Origin of the sequence: Variovorax sp. dw_308, from assembly GCF_019207085.1 — a bacterium.
Lineage (GTDB): Bacteria > Pseudomonadota > Gammaproteobacteria > Burkholderiales > Burkholderiaceae_C > Variovorax.
The window spans coordinates 166,337-185,924 of record NZ_JAATOM010000010.1; the positions used below are offsets into that span (position 1 = coordinate 166,337).

The 19,588-nt window shown below is 65.7% G+C and carries 15 protein-coding genes; 11 read left to right on the forward strand and 4 right to left on the reverse strand.

What is annotated here, in order from left to right; genetic code table 11:
• Positions 1–5: 5 nt before the first annotated feature.
• The 4 genes from ugpC to ugpB all read right to left on the reverse strand — a co-directional run bounded on the left by ugpC (position 6) and on the right by ugpB (position 4,289).
• On the reverse strand, positions 6–1,013 hold the full coding sequence (ugpC, locus tag HCU76_RS20370) for a sn-glycerol-3-phosphate ABC transporter ATP-binding protein UgpC (RefSeq protein WP_218510473.1): 1,008 nt from the start codon (positions 1,011–1,013) through the stop codon (positions 6–8).
• Between the two features lie 2 nt (positions 1,014–1,015).
• On the reverse strand, positions 1,016–1,867 hold the full coding sequence (gene ugpE / locus HCU76_RS20375) for a sn-glycerol-3-phosphate ABC transporter permease UgpE (RefSeq protein WP_218510474.1): 852 nt from the start codon (positions 1,865–1,867) through the stop codon (positions 1,016–1,018).
• A gap of 159 nt (positions 1,868–2,026) precedes the next feature.
• A complete protein-coding gene (ugpA, locus tag HCU76_RS20380; protein WP_218510475.1) occupies positions 2,027–2,908 on the reverse strand; it encodes a sn-glycerol-3-phosphate ABC transporter permease UgpA in 882 nt (293 codons plus the stop codon).
• 64 nt (positions 2,909–2,972) lie between these two features.
• On the reverse strand, positions 2,973–4,289 hold the full coding sequence (gene ugpB / locus HCU76_RS20385) for a sn-glycerol-3-phosphate ABC transporter substrate-binding protein UgpB (RefSeq protein ID WP_218510476.1): 1,317 nt from the start codon (positions 4,287–4,289) through the stop codon (positions 2,973–2,975).
• 226 nt (positions 4,290–4,515) lie between these two features.
• On the opposite strand from ugpB, the gene serA reads away from it, so the two are divergent.
• From serA to aspS, 11 genes are all read left to right on the forward strand, one after another.
• Complete coding sequence (gene serA, locus HCU76_RS20390) at positions 4,516–5,745, forward strand: phosphoglycerate dehydrogenase (RefSeq protein ID WP_218510477.1); 1,230 nt, start codon at positions 4,516–4,518, stop codon at positions 5,743–5,745.
• Positions 5,746–6,439: 694 nt separating this feature from the next.
• Positions 6,440–10,393, forward strand: a complete 3,954-nt coding sequence (locus HCU76_RS20395; RefSeq protein WP_218510478.1) for an FAD/FMN-binding oxidoreductase — start codon at positions 6,440–6,442, stop codon at positions 10,391–10,393.
• A 150-nt stretch (positions 10,394–10,543) separates the two neighbouring features.
• Positions 10,544–10,957 (forward strand): gamma-butyrobetaine hydroxylase-like domain-containing protein, encoded by a 414-nt coding sequence (locus tag HCU76_RS20400; RefSeq protein ID WP_218510479.1) that lies wholly within the window; start codon positions 10,544–10,546, stop codon positions 10,955–10,957.
• An 89-nt stretch (positions 10,958–11,046) separates the two neighbouring features.
• Entirely contained in the window at positions 11,047–11,778 is a 732-nt protein-coding gene (ubiE, locus tag HCU76_RS20405; RefSeq protein ID WP_218510480.1) for a bifunctional demethylmenaquinone methyltransferase/2-methoxy-6-polyprenyl-1,4-benzoquinol methylase UbiE, read from the forward strand.
• 38 nt (positions 11,779–11,816) lie between these two features.
• Positions 11,817–12,836, forward strand: coding sequence for a Tim44 domain-containing protein (locus tag HCU76_RS20410; RefSeq protein WP_218510481.1), 1,020 nt, complete (start codon positions 11,817–11,819; stop codon positions 12,834–12,836).
• 46 nt (positions 12,837–12,882) lie between these two features.
• Positions 12,883–13,437 (forward strand): hypothetical protein, encoded by a 555-nt coding sequence (locus HCU76_RS20415; protein ID WP_218510482.1) that lies wholly within the window; start codon positions 12,883–12,885, stop codon positions 13,435–13,437.
• Positions 13,434–14,999, forward strand: a complete 1,566-nt coding sequence (gene ubiB / locus HCU76_RS20420) for a ubiquinone biosynthesis regulatory protein kinase UbiB (RefSeq protein WP_218510483.1) — start codon at positions 13,434–13,436, stop codon at positions 14,997–14,999. Before HCU76_RS20415 ends, ubiB begins: the two co-directional genes overlap by 4 nt.
• Positions 15,000–15,038: 39 nt before the next feature.
• Complete coding sequence (locus tag HCU76_RS20425) at positions 15,039–16,487, forward strand: sodium:solute symporter family protein (RefSeq protein WP_218510484.1); 1,449 nt, start codon at positions 15,039–15,041, stop codon at positions 16,485–16,487.
• 178 nt (positions 16,488–16,665) lie between these two features.
• Entirely contained in the window at positions 16,666–17,034 is a 369-nt protein-coding gene (locus HCU76_RS20430) for an FmdB family zinc ribbon protein (RefSeq protein WP_218510485.1), read from the forward strand.
• A 10-nt stretch (positions 17,035–17,044) separates the two neighbouring features.
• Positions 17,045–17,665 (forward strand): DUF502 domain-containing protein, encoded by a 621-nt coding sequence (locus HCU76_RS20435; RefSeq protein ID WP_218510486.1) that lies wholly within the window; start codon positions 17,045–17,047, stop codon positions 17,663–17,665.
• A gap of 34 nt (positions 17,666–17,699) precedes the next feature.
• The gene (gene aspS / locus HCU76_RS20440; protein ID WP_218510487.1) at positions 17,700–19,505 is read left to right on the forward strand and encodes an aspartate--tRNA ligase; all 1,806 of its coding nucleotides are present in this window, start codon (positions 17,700–17,702) and stop codon (positions 19,503–19,505) included.
• Positions 19,506–19,588 lie beyond the last annotated feature (83 nt).

A 19,588-nucleotide genomic window follows, 5' to 3' on the forward strand; every position in this document is an offset into this window, starting at 1 on the left:
TGCGCTCATGACGCGCGCTTGCCCGAGCCGGCATCGAACCAGTGCAGCTTGTCCTTGCGCGCCGCGATCTTCACGGTGTCGCCGGCGACCGGCGGATGGTCGGCTTCGTCGGTGCGCATGATGATCTGCTCCTCGCCGATGCGGCCGTAGACCAGGCGCTCGGCGCCGAGCAACTCCACCGATTCCACCTGCACCGTCCAGCCGCTTTCGTCGAGCGACAGGTGCTCCGGGCGGATGCCGAGGATCTGGCCGGGCCGCACGCCGGGCGCGTGATGCAGCAGGTTCATCGGCGGCGAACCGATGAAGCTGGCGACAAAGGTCGTGGCCGGCCGGTTGTAGACCTCCTCCGGCGCGGCGAACTGGTCCATCACGCCGCCGTTCATCACGATGATGCGTTGCGCCAGCGTCATCGCCTCGACCTGGTCGTGCGTGACGAACAGGGAGGTGATGCCCAGGTCGTGGTGCAGCTTCTGGATCTCGATGCGCGTTTGCGCGCGCAGCTTGGCGTCGAGGTTGGACAGCGGCTCGTCGAACAGGAACACCTTCGGCTGCCGCACGATCGCGCGGCCCATGGCGACGCGCTGGCGCTGGCCGCCGGAGAGTTCGCGCGGCTTGCGCTTGAGCAGCTGGCCGAGTTCGAGGATCTTCGCGGCCTTGTCCACGCGCGTCTTGATCTCCGCCACCGGCACCTTGGCGATCTTCAGCCCGTAGGCCATGTTGTCGAACACGCTCATGTGCGGGTAGAGCGCATAGTTCTGGAACACCATCGCGATGTCGCGCTCCGAAGGTTCCAGCGTGTTCACCACGCGGTCGCCGATGCGGATCTCGCCGCTGGAGATGTCCTCCAGCCCCGCCACCATGCGCAGCAGCGTGGACTTGCCGCAGCCCGAAGGCCCGACGATGACGATGAACTCGTGGTCGGCGATCTCGGCGCTCACGCCGTGGATCACCTGGTTGGCCTTCGGCCCGTGGCCATAGCGCTTGATGACGTTACGAAGGGAGAGGGATGCCATTGTTATTTCTCGGTATCGACGAGGCCCTTGACGAACCATTTCTGCATGAGGACGACGACCAGCGCCGGCGGCAGCATCGCGAGGATGGCGGTGGCCATGACGACGTTCCATTCGTTCTGCGAATCGCCGCCCGCGATCAGGCGCTTGATGCCGACCACGATCGGGTACATGTCCTCGCCGGTGGTCGCGAGCAGCGGCCAGAGGTACTGGTTCCAGCCGTAGATGAACTGGATCACGAACAGGGCCGCGATCGACGTCTTCGACAGCGGCAGCAGCACGTCGAAGAAGAAGCGCATCGGGCTGGCGCCGTCCACGCGCGAGGCTTCCGTCAGCTCGTCGGGCACGGTCATGAAGAACTGGCGGAACAGGAAGGTGGCCGTGGCCGAGGCGATCAACGGGATCGTGAGGCCTGCGTAGGTGTTGAGCATGTGCAGGTCCGACAGCACCTTGTAGGTCGGCAGGATGCGCACTTCCACCGGCAGCATCAGCGTGACGAAGATCATCCAGAAGCAGGTCTTGCGGAACGGGAACTTGAAGTAGACGATCGCAAAGGCCGACAGCAGCGAGATGGTGATCTTGCCGATCGATATGACCAGCGCCGTCACCAGGCTGACCCACAGCATGTGGGCCACCGGCGCATTCGAGCCCGAACTCGTCGCACGCCCGAACAGCGCCGACTTGTAGCTCTCCAGCATGTTGTGGCCGGGCAGGAGCGGCATCGGCGCCTGCACGATGTCCTGCGCCGTGTGCGTCGACGCCACGAAGGCCAGGTAGATCGGGAAGGCGACGATGAACACGCCGAGCACCATCACCACGTGGGCCAGGATGCCGTGGGATGCGCGTCTTTCAACCATGAAGGGTCTCCGGACGGTTTGACATGTCGCGCAATCCGCGAAGCGTAGAGCCAAGCCGAGTAAGGCCCGTTCGTGGGCACCCGCGGAACCGGCTTTGCCGGGCCGCTGGGTGCGCCCCCTTGAGGGGGAGCGCCGCAGGCGCATTCGGGGGTGGGTTCATCAGTACTGGACTTTCTTCTCGACGTAGCGGAACTGCACGATCGTGAGCAGGATGACGATCACCATCAGCACCACCGACTGCGCCGCCGAGCCGCCCAGGTCCATGGCCTGGAAGCCATCGTGGTAGACCTTGTAGACGAGGATGGAGGTGTCCTGCCCCGGCCCGCCGTTGGTGGCCGCGTGCACGATGGCGAAGGTGTCGAAGAAGGCGTACACCACGTTCATCACCAGCAGAAAGAAGGTGGTGGGCGAGAGCAGTGGGAACTGCACCGTCCAGAAGCGCCGCCAGGGGCGCGCGCCGTCGATGGCGGCGGCCTCGATCAGCGACTTGGGGATCGACTGCAGGCCGGCCAGGAAGAACAGGAAGTTGTAGGAAATCTGCTTCCAGATGGCGGCCATGACGATCAGCGTCATGGCGTGGCGCGAGTTGAGCAGGTGGTTCCACTCGAAGCCGAGCTTGCCGAGCGCATAGGCCACCACGCCCAGCGATGGCGAGAACATGAACACCCAAAGCACCGCGGCCACCGCCGGCGCCACGGCATAGGGCAGGATCAGCATGGTCTTGTAGAACATGCCGCCGTGCAGGATGCGGTCGGCGAACACCGCGAGCAGCAGCGAGATGCCGATGCCGATGCCGGCCACCAGCGCGGAGAAGATCGCCGTGGTCTTGAATGAGGCGATGTAGGCGGGGTCCTCGAACAACTGCCTGAAGTTGTCCAGGCCCACGAAGTCGACCGATGTGCCGAAGGCATCCTGCTGCTGCATCGACTGCAGGATCGCCTGCCCGGCCGGCCAGAAGAAGAACACGATGATGACCGCCATCTGCGGCACGAGCAGTGCCCAGGGCAGCCAGCTCGATCGGAAAGTGACGCGTTTTTCCATGGGGCCTCGGAAGAAAAAAGGCCCGCCGGCTGATGTCGGCGGGCCGGGCGAGTCTACCGGCGCGTCAGCCCTTGTTGGCCTTCTGGAAGCGTTCCAGCTGCTCGTCGGCGCGCTTCACGATTTCATCCAGCGCTTCCTTCGCGCTCTTCTTGCCGTTCCAGACCTGTTCGAGCTCCTCGTCCTCGATCGCGCGGATCTGCACGTAGTTGCCCAAGCGGATGCCGCGGCTCTTGTCGGTCACCTTGCGGATCATCTGCGTCACGGCCACGTCGGTGCCCGGGTTCTCCTTGTAGAAGCCGGATTTCTCGGTGAGCTGGTAGGCGGCAGTGGTGATCGGCAGGTAGCCGGTGCGCTTGTGGCTGGCGGACTGAACCTCGGGCGTCGAGATGAAGCTGAAGAACTTGGCCACGCCCTTGTATTCGGCCGGCTTCTTGCCCGACATCACCCAGAGGCTGGCGCCGCCGATGACGGTGTTCTGCGGCGCGCCGGGCACGTCCTGGTAGTAGGGCAGGGGCGCCAGGCCGTAGGCGAACTTGGCGTTCTTGGCCACGTTGCCGTAAAAGCCGGAGGAGGTGTTGATCATGGCGCACTCGCCCGACACGAACGACGCCTCAGGCACGTTGCCGCGGCCCTTGTAGATGAACAGGCCCTGCTTGGCCATGTTGGCCAGGTTCTCGATGTGGCGCAGGTGCAGCGGCGAGTTGACCTTCAGGCGCGCGTCGAGGCCGGACAGGCCGTTGTTCCTGGTGGCGTACTCCACGTTGTGCCAGGCCGAGAAGCTCTCCAGCTGGGTCCAGCCCTGCCACGCGGTCGTGAACGGGCACTTGTGGCCAGCAGCCTTCAGCTTGGCGGCAGCGTTGACCACCTCGGGCCAGGTTGTCGGCGCCTTGTCGGTCGGCAGGCCGGCGGCCTTGAAGGCGTCCTTGTTGAAGTAGAAGATGGTGGTCGAGCTGTTGAACGGGAAGCTCAGCATCTGGCCGTTGGGCGCGGTGTAGTAACCGGCGACGGCGGAGATGTAGGCGTTGGGGTCGAACTTCTCGCCCGCGTCCTTCATGACCTGGCCGACCGGCACAATCGCGCCCTTGCTGGCCATCATGGTGGCCGTGCCGACCTCGAACACCTGCAGGATGTCGGGTGCGTTGCCGGCGCGGAAGGCGGCGACCGCGGCGGTCATGGACTCGTCGTAGCTGCCCTTGTAAGTCGGGACGATCTTGTATTCCTTCTGGCTCTCGTTGAACTGCTTGGCCAGGTCGTTCACCCACTCGTTGTTGACGGCCACCATCGAGTGCCACCACTGGATCTCGGTCGGGGCCTGGGCCTGTGCCGTGCCAGCCACCGTGGCGGCCAGCACCGAGACGAAGGCGAGCGTCTTGAATCGCATGAAAAACTCCTGAGGCGGGATTGGGAAAGGCGCGGATGTTAGGGCAACTGCATGACAGTGCCGAGGCGCGTTTGTCGCATAGGCAACGCGGCCGGTCCAAGCGGGGAAACCCTTCGGAAGACTCCGATGAAGTCTGCCGTGGACCGCGCATCCTCTGCGTTGGCGGTCTGCGGCGGGCATGGCCGCACAGTGCGTATGTTGCGGCGCACCATGCTAGCCTTTGGGGATGACCAAGACCTCCCTCGACAAAAGCAAGATCAAGTTCCTGTTGCTCGAAGGCGTGCACCCGTCGGCGCTCGATGTGATTCGCGGCGCGGGGTATTCGCAGATCGAGACCCTGCCCAAGGCACTGCAGGGCGAAGAGCTGAAGGCGAAGCTTGCGGACGTGCACTTCCTGGGCATCCGATCGCAAAGCCAGCTCACCGCCGATGTGCTGGCGAGCGCATCGAAGCTGGTGGCGGTGGGGTGCTTCTGCATCGGCACCAACCAGGTGGACCTGAACGCGGCGCGGGAGCGCGGCGTGGCGGTGTTCAACGCGCCGTATTCCAATACCCGCTCGGTGGCCGAACTGGTGCTGGCCGAGGCGATCCTGCTGATGCGCGGCATTCCCGAGAAGAACGCGATCTCGCATCGCGGCGGCTGGCTCAAGTCGGCTGCGAATTCCAACGAGATCCGCGGCAAGACGCTGGGCATCGTGGGCTATGGATCGATCGGCACGCAGCTGTCGGTGTTGGCCGAGTCGCTGGGCATGCAGGTGGCGTTCTACGACGTCGTGAGCAAGCTTCCCCTGGGCAATGCGCGCCAGGTCGCCGACCTGCATGAGTTGCTGGGCCAGAGCGACGTGGTGACGCTGCATGTTCCGGAGCTTGCCTCGACGAAATGGATGATCGGCGCGGCCGAGATTGCAGCGATGAAGCCGGCCAGCGTGCTGATCAACGCGGCGCGCGGCTCGGTCGTGGTGATCGAGGCGCTGGCCGAGGCGATCAAGGCAAAGAAGCTGCGTGGCGCCGCGATCGATGTGTTCCCGGTCGAGCCTGGCAGCAACAACGAGGAGTTCCAGTCGCCGTTGCGCGGGCTGGACAACGTGATCCTGACGCCGCACGTCGGCGGCTCGACGATGGAGGCGCAGGCCAACATCGGGCTGGAGGTGGCCGAGAAGCTGGTGAAGTACAGCGACAACGGCACCTCGACGTCGTCCGTCAACTTTCCCGAAGTGGCGCTGCCGGCGCATCCGGGCAAGCATCGCCTGCTGCACATCCATGCCAACGTGCCGGGCGTGCTGTCGGCGATCAACCAGGTGTTCGCGGACAACCAGATCAATATCTCGTCGCAGTACCTGCAGACGAACGAGAAGGTGGGGTACGTGGTGATCGACATCGACGCGGAGTCGTCGGACCTGGCGTTGGAGAAGCTGGCGCAGGTGCCGGGGACGATTCGGAGTCGGGTGTTGTTCTAGCGGTCTGGCTGCCGCGGCCGCGGCCGCTGCGGTTGCGTTACGGTTCGGGGCGCGTCGGCGGGCGGCATGCGGTACGGGCCAGCCGACCCTACTGCGGCGCCCGCTTCGCGGGTCCCTTGCGGTGCTCCCGTTTGGCGGGGTCCACATGAACTCGCTTCGCTCAAACAGCATGTGGCCCTGATCCGCCAAACGCTGCGCTCCTCAGCACCGCAGAAGGGATCGCCCAACCCGCACCGCACACCACCCGCCGCCGTGGGCACGCCGGTGGTCTTGCTAACGCAGTTCGTCGCCATGGGCAGGCTGTTGGTCTTCCTCCCTCTCCCTCTGGGAGAGGGCCGGGGTGAGAGCACCCCCCCTCCCAATAGGGGCGCGGGCGTCCGCACCCCCCAAGCCTGGTACGCGGTACGGGCTGGCCGACCCTTCTGCGCCGCCGAGCAGCGCAGCGTTTCGCGGATCAGGGCTGGCGATTGTCTGAGCCGAAGGCGAGTTCGAGCCAGACCCCGCGATACGCGAGCAGCGCAGGGTAGCCCCGAAGGGGCCGGCGAAGTAGGGTCGGACGGCCCGTACCGCGTACCGGGCGCTTTTCGCGGAGAAGAGCCCTAAACCACCCCAACCGCAAAGCCCAAGCCCCCTGACCTAAAATCATCGGCCCCCTGGTTAGTGGGCGCGCTGCGCCCGACCGAGGCCATCCCCGATGAATGCTCCGACCGCGTTGACCGCGTTGTTGTCGCAGGCCGAAGAGCCCGTGCGACTCCGCGAGATCCCGTACAACTACACCAGCTTCTCCGACCGCGAAATCGTGATCCGCCTGCTCGGCGCGCGCGGCTGGGAACTGCTGCAAGTGCTGCGCAGCGAGCGCCGCACCGGCCGCTCGGCCCGCATGCTCTATGAGGTGCTGGGCGACATCTGGGTCGTGCAGCGCAATCCATACCTGGTCGACGACCTGCTCGACAACCCGCGCCGCCGCGGCCAGCTCGTCGATGCGCTCAACCACCGGCTCACCGAAGTGGGCAAGCGCCGCACACCCGACATCGACGCCCAGCGCGATGCGCTCGTTGGCGAACTGGCCGGCCTGGTGTCGCAGGCCATTGCCACTTTCGACCTCATGTTCAAGGACGTGGCCGCGTTGCGCCGCAAGGCCACGCGCGCATTCCGCAAGCTCACGGCCAAGGACAACATCAAGTTCGATGGCCTCTCGCGCGTGTCGCACGTCACCGACGCCACCGACTGGCGCGTGGAATATCCCTTCGTCGTGCTCTGCCCCGATACCGAGGCCGAGATGGCGCTGCTGGTCAAGGGCTGCATCGAACTGGGCCTGACCATCATTCCGCGCGGCGGCGGCACCGGCTACACCGGCGGCGCGATCCCGCTGACCTGGAACAGCGCGGTCATCAACACCGAGAAGCTGGAGGCCATGACCGAGGTCGAGATGGTCTCGCTGCCGGGGCTCGACCAACCCGTGCCGACGATCTGGAGCGAAGCCGGTGTCGTCACCCAGCGCGTTGCCGATGCGGCCGAGCGCGCGGGCTTCGTCTTCGCGGTCGACCCGACCTCCGCCGAGGCTTCATGCGTGGGCGGCAACGTCGCCATGAACGCCGGCGGCAAGAAGGCCGTGCTGTGGGGCACCGCGCTCGACAACCTTGCCTCCTGGCGCATGGTCACGCCGCAGGCTGAATGGCTCGAAGTCACGCGCATCGGCCACAACCTCGGCAAGATCCACGACGCGGAAAGCGCGGTGTTCCAGCTTCAGTACTTCGCTGCCGACGGCAAGACCAGGCTGCGCACGGAGCGCCTCGAGATCGCCGGCAAGACCTTCCGCAAGGAGGGCCTCGGCAAGGACGTTACCGACAAGTTCCTCTCTGGCCTGCCGGGCATCCAGAAGGAAGGCTGCGACGGTTTGATCACCAGCTGCCGCTGGGTCGTGCACCGCATGCCGGCGCACACGCGCACTGTCTGCCTGGAGTTCTTCGGCAATGCCAGGGACGCGGTGCCGAGCATCGTCGAGATCAAGGACTTCATGTTCGCCGAGCAGAAGCGCTCGGGTGTGCTGCTCGCTGGCCTGGAGCATCTCGACGACCGCTACCTGAAGGCGGTCGGCTACGCGACCAAGTCGAAGAAGCACGGCGGCGGCCTGCCGAAGATGGTGCTGTTCGGCGACATCGCGGGCGACAACGCAGACGACGTGGCCCGCGTCACGTCGGAAGTGGTGCGCATCGCCAATTCACGCAGCGGCGAAGGCTTCATCGCGATCAGCCCGGAGGCGCGCAAGAAGTTCTGGCTCGACCGCAAGCGCACCGCGGCCATCAGCCGCCACACCAACGCCTTCAAGATCAACGAGGACGTGGTGATCCCGCTGCCGCGCATGGCCGAGTACACCGATGGCATCGAGCGCATCAACATCGAGCTGAGCCTGCAGAACAAGCTGGCCTTTGCGCAGGCGCTTGAAGCCTTCTTCGCGCGTGGCAACCTGCCGCTCGGCAAGACCGACGATGCCAACGACATTCCCTCGGCGGAACTGCTGGAGGACCGCGTGGCGCAGGCGACCGCGCTGGTGCAGGAGGTGCGCGCGCTGTGGGCCGAATGGCTGCGTGATGTGGATACGCTGTTTCCGCAGCTGCAGGATCACACGCTGCGCGCGAGTTGGAAGACGCAGATCCGCACGCCGCTGCAGCAGATCTTCGCGGGAGCGGAATTCGCGCCGATCCTGGACGAGGTCAATGCCATCCACCAGCGCGTGCTCAAGGGGCGTGTCTGGGTCGCGCTGCACATGCACGCGGGCGACGGCAACGTCCACACCAACATCCCGGTCAACAGCGACAACTACGAGATGCTGCAGACGGCCCATGCGGCAGTGGTGCGGATCATGGCGCTGGCGCGCTCGCTGGATGGGGTGATCTCGGGGGAACACGGGATCGGGATCACGAAGCTGGAGTTCCTGAGCGACGAGGAGCTGCGGCCGTTCATGGAATACAAGGCGCGGGTGGATCCTGAGGGGCGGTTCAACAAGGGGAAGCTGCTGCGCGGGCTGCCCTCACCCCGGCCCTCTCCCGCAAGCGGGAGAGGGAGTGAATTGCCCCCTCTCCCGCTTGCGGGAGAGGGCAGGGGTGAGGGCGCGTTGATCCACGCCGACCTCACGAACGCGTATACACCAAGCTTCGGCCTCATGGGCCACGAGTCGCTCATCATGCAGCAGAGCGACATCGGCGCCATCGCCGACAGCGTCAAGGACTGCCTGCGCTGCGGCAAGTGCAAGCCGGTGTGCGCGACGCACGTGCCGCGCGCCAACCTGCTCTATTCGCCGCGCAACAAGATCCTCGCGACCTCGCTGCTGGTCGAGGCTTTCCTTTACGAGGAGCAAACGCGCCGCGGCATCAGCATCAAGCACTGGGAAGAGTTCGAGGACGTGGCTGACCACTGCACGGTCTGCCACAAGTGCCTCACGCCTTGCCCGGTGAAGATCGACTTCGGCGATGTGTCGATGAACATGCGCAACCTGCTGCGCAAGATGGGCCAGAAGTCGTTCCGTCCGGGCAATGCGGCAGCGATGCTGTTCCTCAACGCGACGAATCCGCAGACCATCAAGGCGATGCGCGTCGGCATGGTCGACATCGGCTTCAAGGCGCAGCGCATGGCCAACGACCTGCTGCGCGGCCTGGCGAAGAAGCAGACCGCCGCACCGCCCGCCACGCTGGGCCCGGCGCCCATCAAGGAACAGGTCATCCACTTCATCAACAAGAAGATGCCGGGCGGCCTGCCGAAGAAGACGGCGCGCGCGCTGCTCGACATCGAGGATGCGGACTACGTGCCGATCATCCGCAACCCGAAGGCGACCACGGCAGAGACCGAGGCGGTGTTCTACTTCCCCGGCTGCGGCTCGGAGCGCCTGTTCTCGCAGGTCGGCCTGGCGACTCAGGCGATGCTCTGGCATGCGGGCGTGCAGACGGTGCTGCCACCGGGTTATCTCTGCTGCGGCTACCCGCAGCGCGGCAGCGGCCAGTTCGACAAGGCCGAGAAGATGATCACCGACAACCGGGTGCTCTTCCACCGCGTCGCCAACACGCTGAACTACCTTGACATCAAGACCGTGGTGGTGAGCTGCGGCACCTGCTACGACCAGCTGCAGGGCTACCAGTTCGACAAGATCTTCCCGGGCTGCCGGATCATCGACATCCACGAGTACCTGCTCGAGAAGGGCATCACGCTCGACACGTCGCAAGGCGCCGGCTACCTGTACCACGACCCCTGCCACAGCCCGATGAAGCTGCAGGACCCGATGAAGACGGTGAAGGCGCTGGTCGGCGACAACGTGCTCAAGAACGATCGTTGCTGCGGCGAGTCCGGCACGCTGGGCGTGACGCGGCCCGACATCTCGACGCAGATCCGCTTCCGCAAGGAAGAGGAGCTGAAGAAGGGCGAGGCCGAGCTGCGCGAATCCGGCAAGGTCGGCGCCAAGGACAACGTCAAGATCCTGACCAGCTGCCCGAGTTGCCTCCAGGGCCTCTCCCGCTATGGCAACGACCTGAACAACGGCTTGCTCGAGGCCGACTACATCGTGGTCGAGATGGCCAACAAGATCCTGGGCGAGCAGTGGCTGCCGGAGTACGTGGCCGCCGCCAACCATGGTGGGATCGAGCGGGTATTGGTGTGACGAGGGCGGCGGGGCGCTTGCCCCTTTTGAAGGGGCAGTTGCCCTCACCCCAGCCCTCTCCCGTAGGGAGAGGGGAGTAAGACCGCGGCATTCCCATCGCAAGCGGGGCATACTGCGCGGGCTCTTCACTTTCGACAACCGATCCAATCCATGGCAGGCCTGCAATCCGGCGCACCGACGCCGCAATCGATCACCGTGCATGGCGCGTCGCGTGTGCTGGAAATCGGCTTCTCCGATGGCGCGACCTTTCGCATCCCCTTCGAACTGATGCGCATCAACTCGCCGTCCGCCGAGGTCAAGGGGCATGGCCCGGGTCAGGAAGTGCTGCAGACCGGCAAGCGCGACGTGACGCTGGTCGAGCTGGAGCCGGTCGGCAACTACGCGGTCAAGCCTGTCTTCAGCGACGGCCATGACACCGGCATCTTCTCCTGGGACCTGCTCTATGAACTGGGTGCGAAGCAGTCCCAGCTGTGGGCCGAATACGAAGCACGCCTCAAGGCGGCCGGCGTCGACCGCGATGCCCCGATGGTCGAAAAGGGCGGCCACGGCTGCGCTTCGCACTGAACCTCCGACGCGTCACCAGAGGCGGTAATACCCGCCGGCCCGACGGGTTGTCGGATTGATATCGGCACTTACGCCCTAACATCGGGCGCATGAGTACAACCCATTTCGGCTTCGAGTCGGTCGAAGAGAAGGACAAGGCGACACGCGTTCGTGGCGTGTTCGACTCGGTCGCGTCCCGCTATGACGTCATGAATGACCTCATGTCGGCCGGCCTGCATCGCGCGTGGAAGGCCTACACGGTCATGGTCGCCAACGTGGGCGAAGGCTCCAGGGTGCTGGACATCGCCGGCGGCACGGGCGACCTCGCGCTGGCATTCGCAAAGAAGGTGGGCGCCAGCGGCCAGGTGGTCCACACCGATATCAATGAAGCGATGCTGCGCACCGGCCGCGACCGCCTGCTCGATGCCGGCGTCGCGTTGCCCACGCTGGTCTGCGACGCCGAGAAGCTGCCCTTTCCCGACAATCACTTCGACGTGGTCACGGTCGCCTTCGGGCTGCGCAACATGACGCACAAGGACCTGGCGCTCAAGGAAATGAACCGCGTGCTCAAGCCTCGCGGAAAGCTGCTGGTGCTGGAGTTCTCGAAGGTGGCCAAGCCGCTGGCCAAGGCCTACGACTGGTATTCGTTCAGCGTGCTTCCCCGGCTCGGCAAGCTGGTCGCGGGCGACGACGCGAGCTACCGCTACCTGGCGGAATCGATCCGCATGCATCCCGGGCAGGAGCAGCTCAAGACCCTCATGAAAGAGGGCGGTTTCGGCCATGTGGACTATCACAACATGACGGGTGGCGTGGTTGCCCTGCATGTTGGAATCAAGTGTTGAAGCATCAGCCGTTGAACGGCAACTACAGAGGAGACGTCATGAGAAGAATTGGATCGGTCTTGCTGGTTTGCGCCATGGCGCTGGTCAGCGTGCAGGCCGACGCGGCACGCATGGGCGGCGGCAAGTCGATGGGCCGCCAGTCGAGCAACGTCACGCAACGAGAGGCCGCCGCACCGTCCGCGCCCTCGCAGAACGTGACCAACAACGCGGCCGCCGCGAAGCCCGCAACGCCGGCGCCTGCAACGCCGCCCGCCGCGGCGCCGAAGCGTCCATGGATGGGCATGCTTGGTGGCCTCGCTGCGGGCCTCGGCCTCGCGTGGCTGGCCAACTCCCTGGGCTTGGGCGCCGCCTTCGGCAACATCCTGCTGATCGGTCTGCTGGTGCTGGCCGCGGTCGTCGTATGGCGCATCTTTGCGGCGCGCTCGCGGCCGGCTGGTGGGCGTCCGGGTGGCTTCGCCTTCGAAGGGGCCGGCGGTCCCGGCAATGCCGGCGCGCCGGCGCAATACAAGCCCGCGAATGTCGGCAACGACGCCTCGGCGCGCCCCTGGGAGCAACCCCAAGGCGCCACCTTCGATGCCACGCCGTCGCATGGTTCCTCGATGGCCGGCGCAGCAGGCGCGGCCGGCGGCAGCATGATCGGCTCGGCGCTTGCCGGCTCGCAGAGCTGGGGCATTCCGGCGGGCTTCGACACCGAAGGCTTCCTGGCCGCGGCCAAGCGCAACTTCGTGACGCTGCAGGACGCCTGGGACAAGAACGACCTCGGCATGCTGCGCTCGATGATGACGGACACCATGCTGGGCGAAATCCGCATGCAGTTGGCCGAGCGCGAAAGCCACACGGGCGGCCAGCCCAACAAGACCGAGGTGGTGATGCTCGACGCCAAGCTGCTGGGCATCGAGGAATTGCCGGACGTCTACCTGGCCAGCGTCGAGTTCTCCGGAATGATTCGAGAGGACGCGTCGGCCGGCCCGAGCCCGTTCCGCGAAGTGTGGAACATGAGCAAGCCCACGGGCGGCCAGGGCGGCTGGCTGGTGGCGGGCGTGCAGGCGCTGCAATAAGGGTGCACCCACCGGCTTCAGTGCCGGCTCAACCGATAATGGGGACATGGCCACACCATCGTCCCCATTTGCCTTTCTCGGCGACCTGTTCAACCGTGTCGGCGAGCGTCTGCAGCCACCGCCGTGGGTGGTTCACGAAATCCAGCACCGGGCAGTGCTGTTCCTCAACCATGTGCTGCAGCAGGAACCGGAAGCGCAGCAGCGCCTGATCCGCCAGCAGGGCAACGTGGTGCGTTTCCAGTGGCGCTTCATCACGATGCAGCTGGTGGCCACGCCGGCCGGACTGCTCGATCTCGCCCCCCAGGGCGCGACTGCCGACCTCACGCTCACCGTCATGCAGGATTCCCCGATCGACCTCGTGCGCAGCGGCCTGCGCGGCGACAAGCCGGAGGTGCAGATCGTCGGCGACGTACAGTTGGCGGCCGAGGTCAACTGGCTGGTCGACCACGTGCGCTGGGACGTCGAGGACGACCTGGCCCGCCTCATCGGCGATGTGCCGGCCCATGCCATCGGCAACGGCGCGCGTCGCGTGGTGGGCGCATTGCGCCAGTTCGTCGGTGACCGCGCCGGTCGCGCCGCGGCATCGTCGGGCCGCGAATGAGGCGTTTCTACCGCGGCATCTACATCGTCTGGGTCGCGCTTCGCTACGGCCTGGATGAGCTGGTGCTGACCAGCTTCGACAAGCCCTGGCTCGTGCGGGTCGCCCGCCTTCTGGCAGTGGGCCGCAACCTCGAGGCGCCGCGCGGCCAGCGCCTGCGCGAGGCACTGGAGGGCCTGGGACCCATCTTCGTGAAGTTCGGCCAGGTGCTGTCCACGCGGCGCGACCTGCTGCCGCCCGACATCGCCGACGAGCTCGCGCGCCTGCAGGACCAGGTGCCGCCGTTCCCGTCGAGCGTGGCCATCGCGACCATCGAGCGCGCCTTCCGCCGGCCCGTCGGCGAGGTGTTCGTGCAGTTCGAGGAAGAGCCCGTGGCCAGCGCGTCCATTGCCCAGGTGCACTTCGCGATCCTGCGCACCCGCGCGGGCGAGTTGCGCGACGTGGCCGTGAAGGTGCTGCGGCCCAACATGCGCGGCGTGATCGAGAAGGACCTGGCGCTGATGGCCATGATGGCCGGCTGGATCGAGAAGCTGTCCCCGGACGGCAAGCGCCTGAAGCCGCGCGAGGTGGTCGGGGAGTTCGACAAGTACCTGCATGACGAGCTCGACCTGGTGCGCGAGGCCGCCAACGCGGCCCAGTTGCGTCGCAACATGGCCGAGCTGGACCTGGTGCTCATCCCCGAGATCTTCTGGGACTTCTGCCATCCGGACGTGATGGTGATGGAGCGGATGCGGGGCGTGCCGATCGCGCAGATCGAGCGCTTGCGCGCCGGCGGCGTCGATGTGCCGAAGCTCGCGCGCGATGGGGTCACGATCTTCTTCACGCAGGTGTTCCGCGACGGCTTCTTCCATGCGGACATGCACCCCGGCAACATCCAGGTGAGCCTGGATGCCGCCACCTTCGGGCGCTACATCTCGCTGGACTTCGGCATCATCGGCACGCTGACCGAGGTCGACAAGGAATACCTGGCGCAGAACTTCGCGGCCTTCTTCCGGCGCGACTACAAGCGCGTGGCCGAGCTGCACGTGGAAAGCGGCTGGGTGCCGGTGACCACCCGCGTCGATGAGCTGGAAGCCGCCATCCGCACCGTGTGCGAACCGTACTTCGACCGGCCACTGAAGGAAATCTCGCTGGGCATGGTGCTGCTGCGCCTGTTCCAGACGTCGCGCCGCTTCCAGGTCGAGATCCAGCCGCAACTGGTGCTGTTGCAGAAGACCCTGCTCAACATCGAGGGCCTGGGCCGCCAGCTCGATCCGGAACTGGACCTCTGGGCCACGGCCAAGCCCTTCCTCGAGAAGTGGATGGTCGACCAGATCGGGCCGAAGCGGCTGCTGGCGCAGTTGCGCGCCGAGGCGCCGCGCTACGCCAAGCTGCTGCCCCAACTGCCGCGCCTGCTGCATGATTTCCTGGAAAATCGGCCCGCCGACCACCGCCGGGAACTGCTCGAACTGCTGGCCGCTCAGAAGCGAACCAACAAGCTGCTGCAGGCGATCATCTACGGTGGCATGGGTTTTGTATTGGGTCTTCTTGCATTCCAGTTCATCCTGCGCATCCGCCTTTTCTAGTTTTCATTCGCAACCTTCCTTGCTTTCAGGAGAGCCGCCGTGTTGCTGACCCTGGTCATCGTCTACCTGCTGATCACCATCGCCATCGGGCTGATCGCGGCCCGCCGCGTCAAGAACACCACCGACTTCGCCATCGCCGGGCGGCACCTGCCGCTCTACATGATCGTGACGACCACCTTCGCGACCTGGTTCGGGTCGGAGACGGTGCTGGGCATTCCGGCCAAGTTCATCGGCGGCGGGCTCAATGGCGTGATCGAAGACCCGTTCGGGGCGGGCACCTGCCTGATCCTGGTGGGCCTGTTCTTCGCCGGCAAGCTCTACCGCATGACGCTGCTGACCATCAGCGACTACTACCGCGAGCGCTTTGGCCGCACGGTGGAGGTGGCCTGCTCGCTGATCATCATGCTGAGCTACCTGGGCTGGGTGTCGGCGCAGGTCACGGCGCTGGGGCTGGTGTTCAACCTGCTGTCGGCGGGCGTCATCAGCATCCCGATGGGCATGACCATTGGCGTGGTCTCGATCCTGGCCTACACGCTGTTCGGCGGCATGTGGTCGGTGGCGGTGACCGACTTCATCCAGATGATCATCCTGGTGAGCGGCCTGGCGGTGATCGCGGTGTTCGCCGGCAACATGGCTGGCGGCGCCGACAAGGTGATCGAACTCGCCGTCAGCAAGGACCTGTTCAAGTTCTGGCCCGAGCCCAGCTTCCACGACATGATCTTCTTCCTGGCGGCGGCCATCACGATGATGCTGGGCTCGATCCCGCAGCAGGACGTGTTCCAGCGTGTGATGTCGGCCAACAGCGTCAAGTCGGCCACCCGCGGACCGGTGATCGGCGGCGTCGCATACATCCTGTTCGCCTTCGTGCCGATGTTCCTCGTGGCCAGCGCGCTGCTGATCATGCCGGAGCAGACCGCCACGCTGCTCAAGGAAGATCCGCAGAAGGTGCTGCCGACGCTGGTGCTCGAGAAGATGCCCTTCGTGATGCAGGTGCTGTTCTTCGGCGCGCTGCTGTCGGCCATCAAGTCGACCGCTTCCGCGACCTTGCTGGCCCCGAGCGTGACCTTCACCGAGAACATCTGGCGCCAGTTCCGGCCCGCCGGCACCGACCGTGAGAACCTGATGACCATGCGCATCACGGTGCTGCTGTTCAGCGCCGCCGTGCTGGGCTATGCGATCCGCATGCAGGGCACGTCGATCTATGAGCTGGTCTCCGGCGCCTACCAGGTGCCGCTGGTGGGCGCGTTCGTGCCGCTGGTGGCCGGGCTGTACTGGAACCGGGCCAGCACGCAGGGCGCGGTGCTGGCCGTGGTGCTCGGCATCGGCGTCTGGCTGCTGTTCATGGCCATGCCCTGGGGCGAGGCGTTCCCGGGGCAATTGGCGGGCGTGCTGGCCTCGGCGCTCGGCATGGTGATCGGCTCGCTGGCCCCCCAGTGGGTGGTCAACCAGCGCACGCCGCATCGGCCGCTGGCCACGGCCTCGGCCTGACATAGGGCCCAACGCTCGACTGTGACGGGGCGCCTTGCCATGCTGCGAGCACGATCGCGGCGACGGGCCTTCTGCGCTTGACTGCAAAGCCGTGTGGGCGTGGCCTGCAGGGGGTGGGCTCTATAATCGAGGGCTTTGCGAGCGGCCACGCTGGCGCTCCATCCGACCCCCCATTTCCATGCCCATCTACGCCTACAAGTGCAGCGCCTGCGGCTTCGCCAAGGACGTGCTGCAGAAAATGTCTGACGCGCCCCTCTCGGTGTGCCCCACCTGCAACGCCAGCGCGTTCGAAAAGCAACTCACGGCGGCCGGCTTCCAGCTCAAGGGCTCGGGCTGGTACGTGACCGATTTCCGCGATGGCGGCAAGAAGCCGGGTGACGGCAAGGCCGCGCCCTCCGGCGATGGCGATGCAGCCAAGCCTGCGGGCGACACCGCCTCCGCAGCGCCCGCAGAGGCAGCGCCCGCTGCCGCAGCCAGCGCGCCCGCCGCCGCACCAGCCCCTGCTGCTTCGAGCCCGGCACCCGCTGCCGCCACCAAGACCGACTGAGGCCTCTGCGATGCACGCCTTGCGCAAATGGCTGCTGTCCGGCTTGCTGGTCATCGTGCCGCTGTTCATCACGCTGGCGGTGCTCAAGTGGATCATCGACACGCTGGACCAGACGCTGTGGGTGTTGCCGCTCGCCTGGCAGAAGTGGCTCTACGACAACAACGTGCGCGGATTGGGCGTGCTGCTCACGCTGGCCATCCTGCTGGTGGTCGGCGCCGTGGCGAGCAATTTCATCGGCAAGCGCCTGCTGGGCTGGGGCGATGCCGTGGTGCGCCGCATTCCTGTGGTGCGTTCGATCTATTCGAGCGTCAAGCAGGTGTCGGACACCCTGTTCTCCGAGAACGGCAATGCCTTCCGCACGGCGGTCCTCATCCAGTGGCCGCGTGAAAGCGTCTGGACCATTGCCTTCGTCACCGGCGCGCCGGGCGGCGAGGTCATGGGGCATCTTGGCGGCGAGGAATACCTCAGCGTCTACGTGCCCACCACGCCGAACCCGACCGGCGGCTACTTCGTGATGCTCAAGCGCAGCGACTGCATCGAACTCCAGATGAGCGTCGACGCGGCGCTCAAGTACATCGTCTCGATGGGCGTGGTCGCTCCCGGCCCCGTCGCCCTCCCGACGACCCGATAACAACATGCGCCGCCACGGCGCAACGGAAATTCATATGGCCATGCGTACTCACTATTGCGGTCTCGTGACCGAAGCCCTCATGGGCGAAACCGTCAGCCTCTGCGGCTGGGTCAACCGTCGCCGCGACCACGGCGGCGTGATCTTCATCGACGTGCGCGACCGCGAAGGCTATGTGCAGGTGGTGTGCGACCCGGACCGCGCGGCGCAGTTCGCCGTGGCCGAAGGCTTGCGCAACGAGTTCTGCGTTCAGATCAAGGGCCTGGTGCGCGCGCGCCCCGAAGGCACCACCAACGACAACCTCAAGAGCGGCAAGATCGAGGTGCTGTGCCACGAACTCAAGGTGCTGAATCCGTCGGTGACGCCCCCGTTCCTGCTCGACGACGACAGCCTCAGCGAGACCACACGCCTCACGCACCGCGTGCTCGACCTGCGCCGCCCGGTGATGCAGCGCAACATGATGCTGCGCTACAAGGTCACGATGGAAACGCGCAAGTTCCTCGATGCCAATGGCTTCATCGACATCGAGACGCCGATGCTCGGCAAGTCCACGCCCGAAGGCGCGCGCGACTACCTGGTGCCGAGCCGCGTGCACGACGGTAGCTTCTTCGCGCTGCCGCAGTCGCCGCAGCTCTTCAAGCAACTGCTGATGGTGGCCGGCTACGACCGCTACTACCAGATCGTGAAGTGCTTCCGCGACGAAGACCTGCGCGCCGACCGCCAGCCCGAGTTCACCCAGATCGACATCGAGACCTCGTTCCTCGCCGAGGAAGAAATCCGCGAGATGTTCGAAGGCATGATCCGCACCGTGTTCCGCAACGCGGCCGGCATCGACCTCCCCGTGTTCCCGACCATGAGCTACGGCGACGCGATGTTCAAGTACGGCTCGGACAAGCCGGACCTGCGCGTCAAGCTCGAATTCACCGAACTCACCGAGATCATGAAGCGCGTCGAGTTCAAGGTGTTCTCCAACGCCGCCACGATGAAGGGCGGCCGCGTGGTCGCGCTGCGCGTGCCGGGCGGCGGTGCCGAGGGCGGCCTGTCGCGCGGGGAGATCGATGCGTACCAGGAGTTCGTGAAGATCTACGGCGCCAAGGGCCTGGCCTACATCAAGGTCAATGACGCGGCGGCCGGCCGCGAAGGCCTGCAAAGCCCGATCGTGAAGAACCTGGACGATGCCGCGCTGGCCGAGATCATCGCGCGCACGGGTGCCCGCAACGGCGACATCCTGTTCTTCGGCGCCGACAAGGAGAAGGTGGTCAACGACGCCATCGGCGCGCTGCGCGTGAAGATCGGCCACAGCGCCTTCGGCAAGAAGTCGGGCTTGTTCGACGACCGCTGGGCGCCGCTGTGGGTGGTGGATTTCCCGATGTTCGAGTTCGACGAGGAAGGCCAGCGCTGGTCGGCCGTGCACCATCCGTTCACCGCGCCCAAGGACGGCCATGAAGACCTCATGGACACCGCACCGGAGAAGTGCGTCGCCAAGGCCTACGACATGGTGCTCAACGGCATCGAGATGGGCGGCGGCTCGGTGCGTATCCACCGCGAGGAAGTGCAGAGCAAGGTGTTCCGCGCGCTGAAGATCAGTGCCGAGGACGCGCAGCTCAAGTTCGGCTTCCTGCTGGATGCGTTGCAATATGGTGCGCCCCCGCACGGCGGCATCGCCATCGGCCTGGACCGGCTGGTCATGCTGATGACCGGCGCAGAGTCGATCCGCGACGTGATTGCATTCCCCAAGACCCAGCGCGCGCAGGACCTGCTGACGCAGGCGCCGAGCCCGGTCGACGAGAAGCAGCTGCGCGAGTTGCACATCCGGCTGCGGAACGTGCAGCAGCCGGCCTGAGACGCAGCACCGCAATGAAAGGGCGCCTCATGCAGGGCGCCTTTTTTGTTGGCTAAAATGGCTAATGCCGTTCATTACGGAGA

Coding starts and splice junctions, on each gene's coding strand:
- ugpC (WP_218510473.1), bottom strand. CDS start 1,013: ATGGCATCCCTCTCCCTTCGTAACGTCATCAAGCGCTATGGCCACGGG.
- ugpE (WP_218510474.1), bottom strand. CDS start 1,867: ATGGTTGAAAGACGCGCATCCCACGGCATCCTGGCCCACGTGGTGATG.
- ugpA (WP_218510475.1), bottom strand. CDS start 2,908: ATGGAAAAACGCGTCACTTTCCGATCGAGCTGGCTGCCCTGGGCACTG.
- ugpB (WP_218510476.1), bottom strand. CDS start 4,289: ATGCGATTCAAGACGCTCGCCTTCGTCTCGGTGCTGGCCGCCACGGTG.
- serA (WP_218510477.1), top strand. CDS start 4,516: ATGACCAAGACCTCCCTCGACAAAAGCAAGATCAAGTTCCTGTTGCTC.
- HCU76_RS20395 (WP_218510478.1), top strand. CDS start 6,440: ATGAATGCTCCGACCGCGTTGACCGCGTTGTTGTCGCAGGCCGAAGAG.
- HCU76_RS20400 (WP_218510479.1), top strand. CDS start 10,544: ATGGCAGGCCTGCAATCCGGCGCACCGACGCCGCAATCGATCACCGTG.
- ubiE (WP_218510480.1), top strand. CDS start 11,047: ATGAGTACAACCCATTTCGGCTTCGAGTCGGTCGAAGAGAAGGACAAG.
- HCU76_RS20410 (WP_218510481.1), top strand. CDS start 11,817: ATGAGAAGAATTGGATCGGTCTTGCTGGTTTGCGCCATGGCGCTGGTC.
- HCU76_RS20415 (WP_218510482.1), top strand. CDS start 12,883: ATGGCCACACCATCGTCCCCATTTGCCTTTCTCGGCGACCTGTTCAAC.
- ubiB (WP_218510483.1), top strand. CDS start 13,434: ATGAGGCGTTTCTACCGCGGCATCTACATCGTCTGGGTCGCGCTTCGC.
- HCU76_RS20430 (WP_218510485.1), top strand. CDS start 16,666: ATGCCCATCTACGCCTACAAGTGCAGCGCCTGCGGCTTCGCCAAGGAC.
- HCU76_RS20435 (WP_218510486.1), top strand. CDS start 17,045: ATGCACGCCTTGCGCAAATGGCTGCTGTCCGGCTTGCTGGTCATCGTG.
- aspS (WP_218510487.1), top strand. CDS start 17,700: ATGGCCATGCGTACTCACTATTGCGGTCTCGTGACCGAAGCCCTCATG.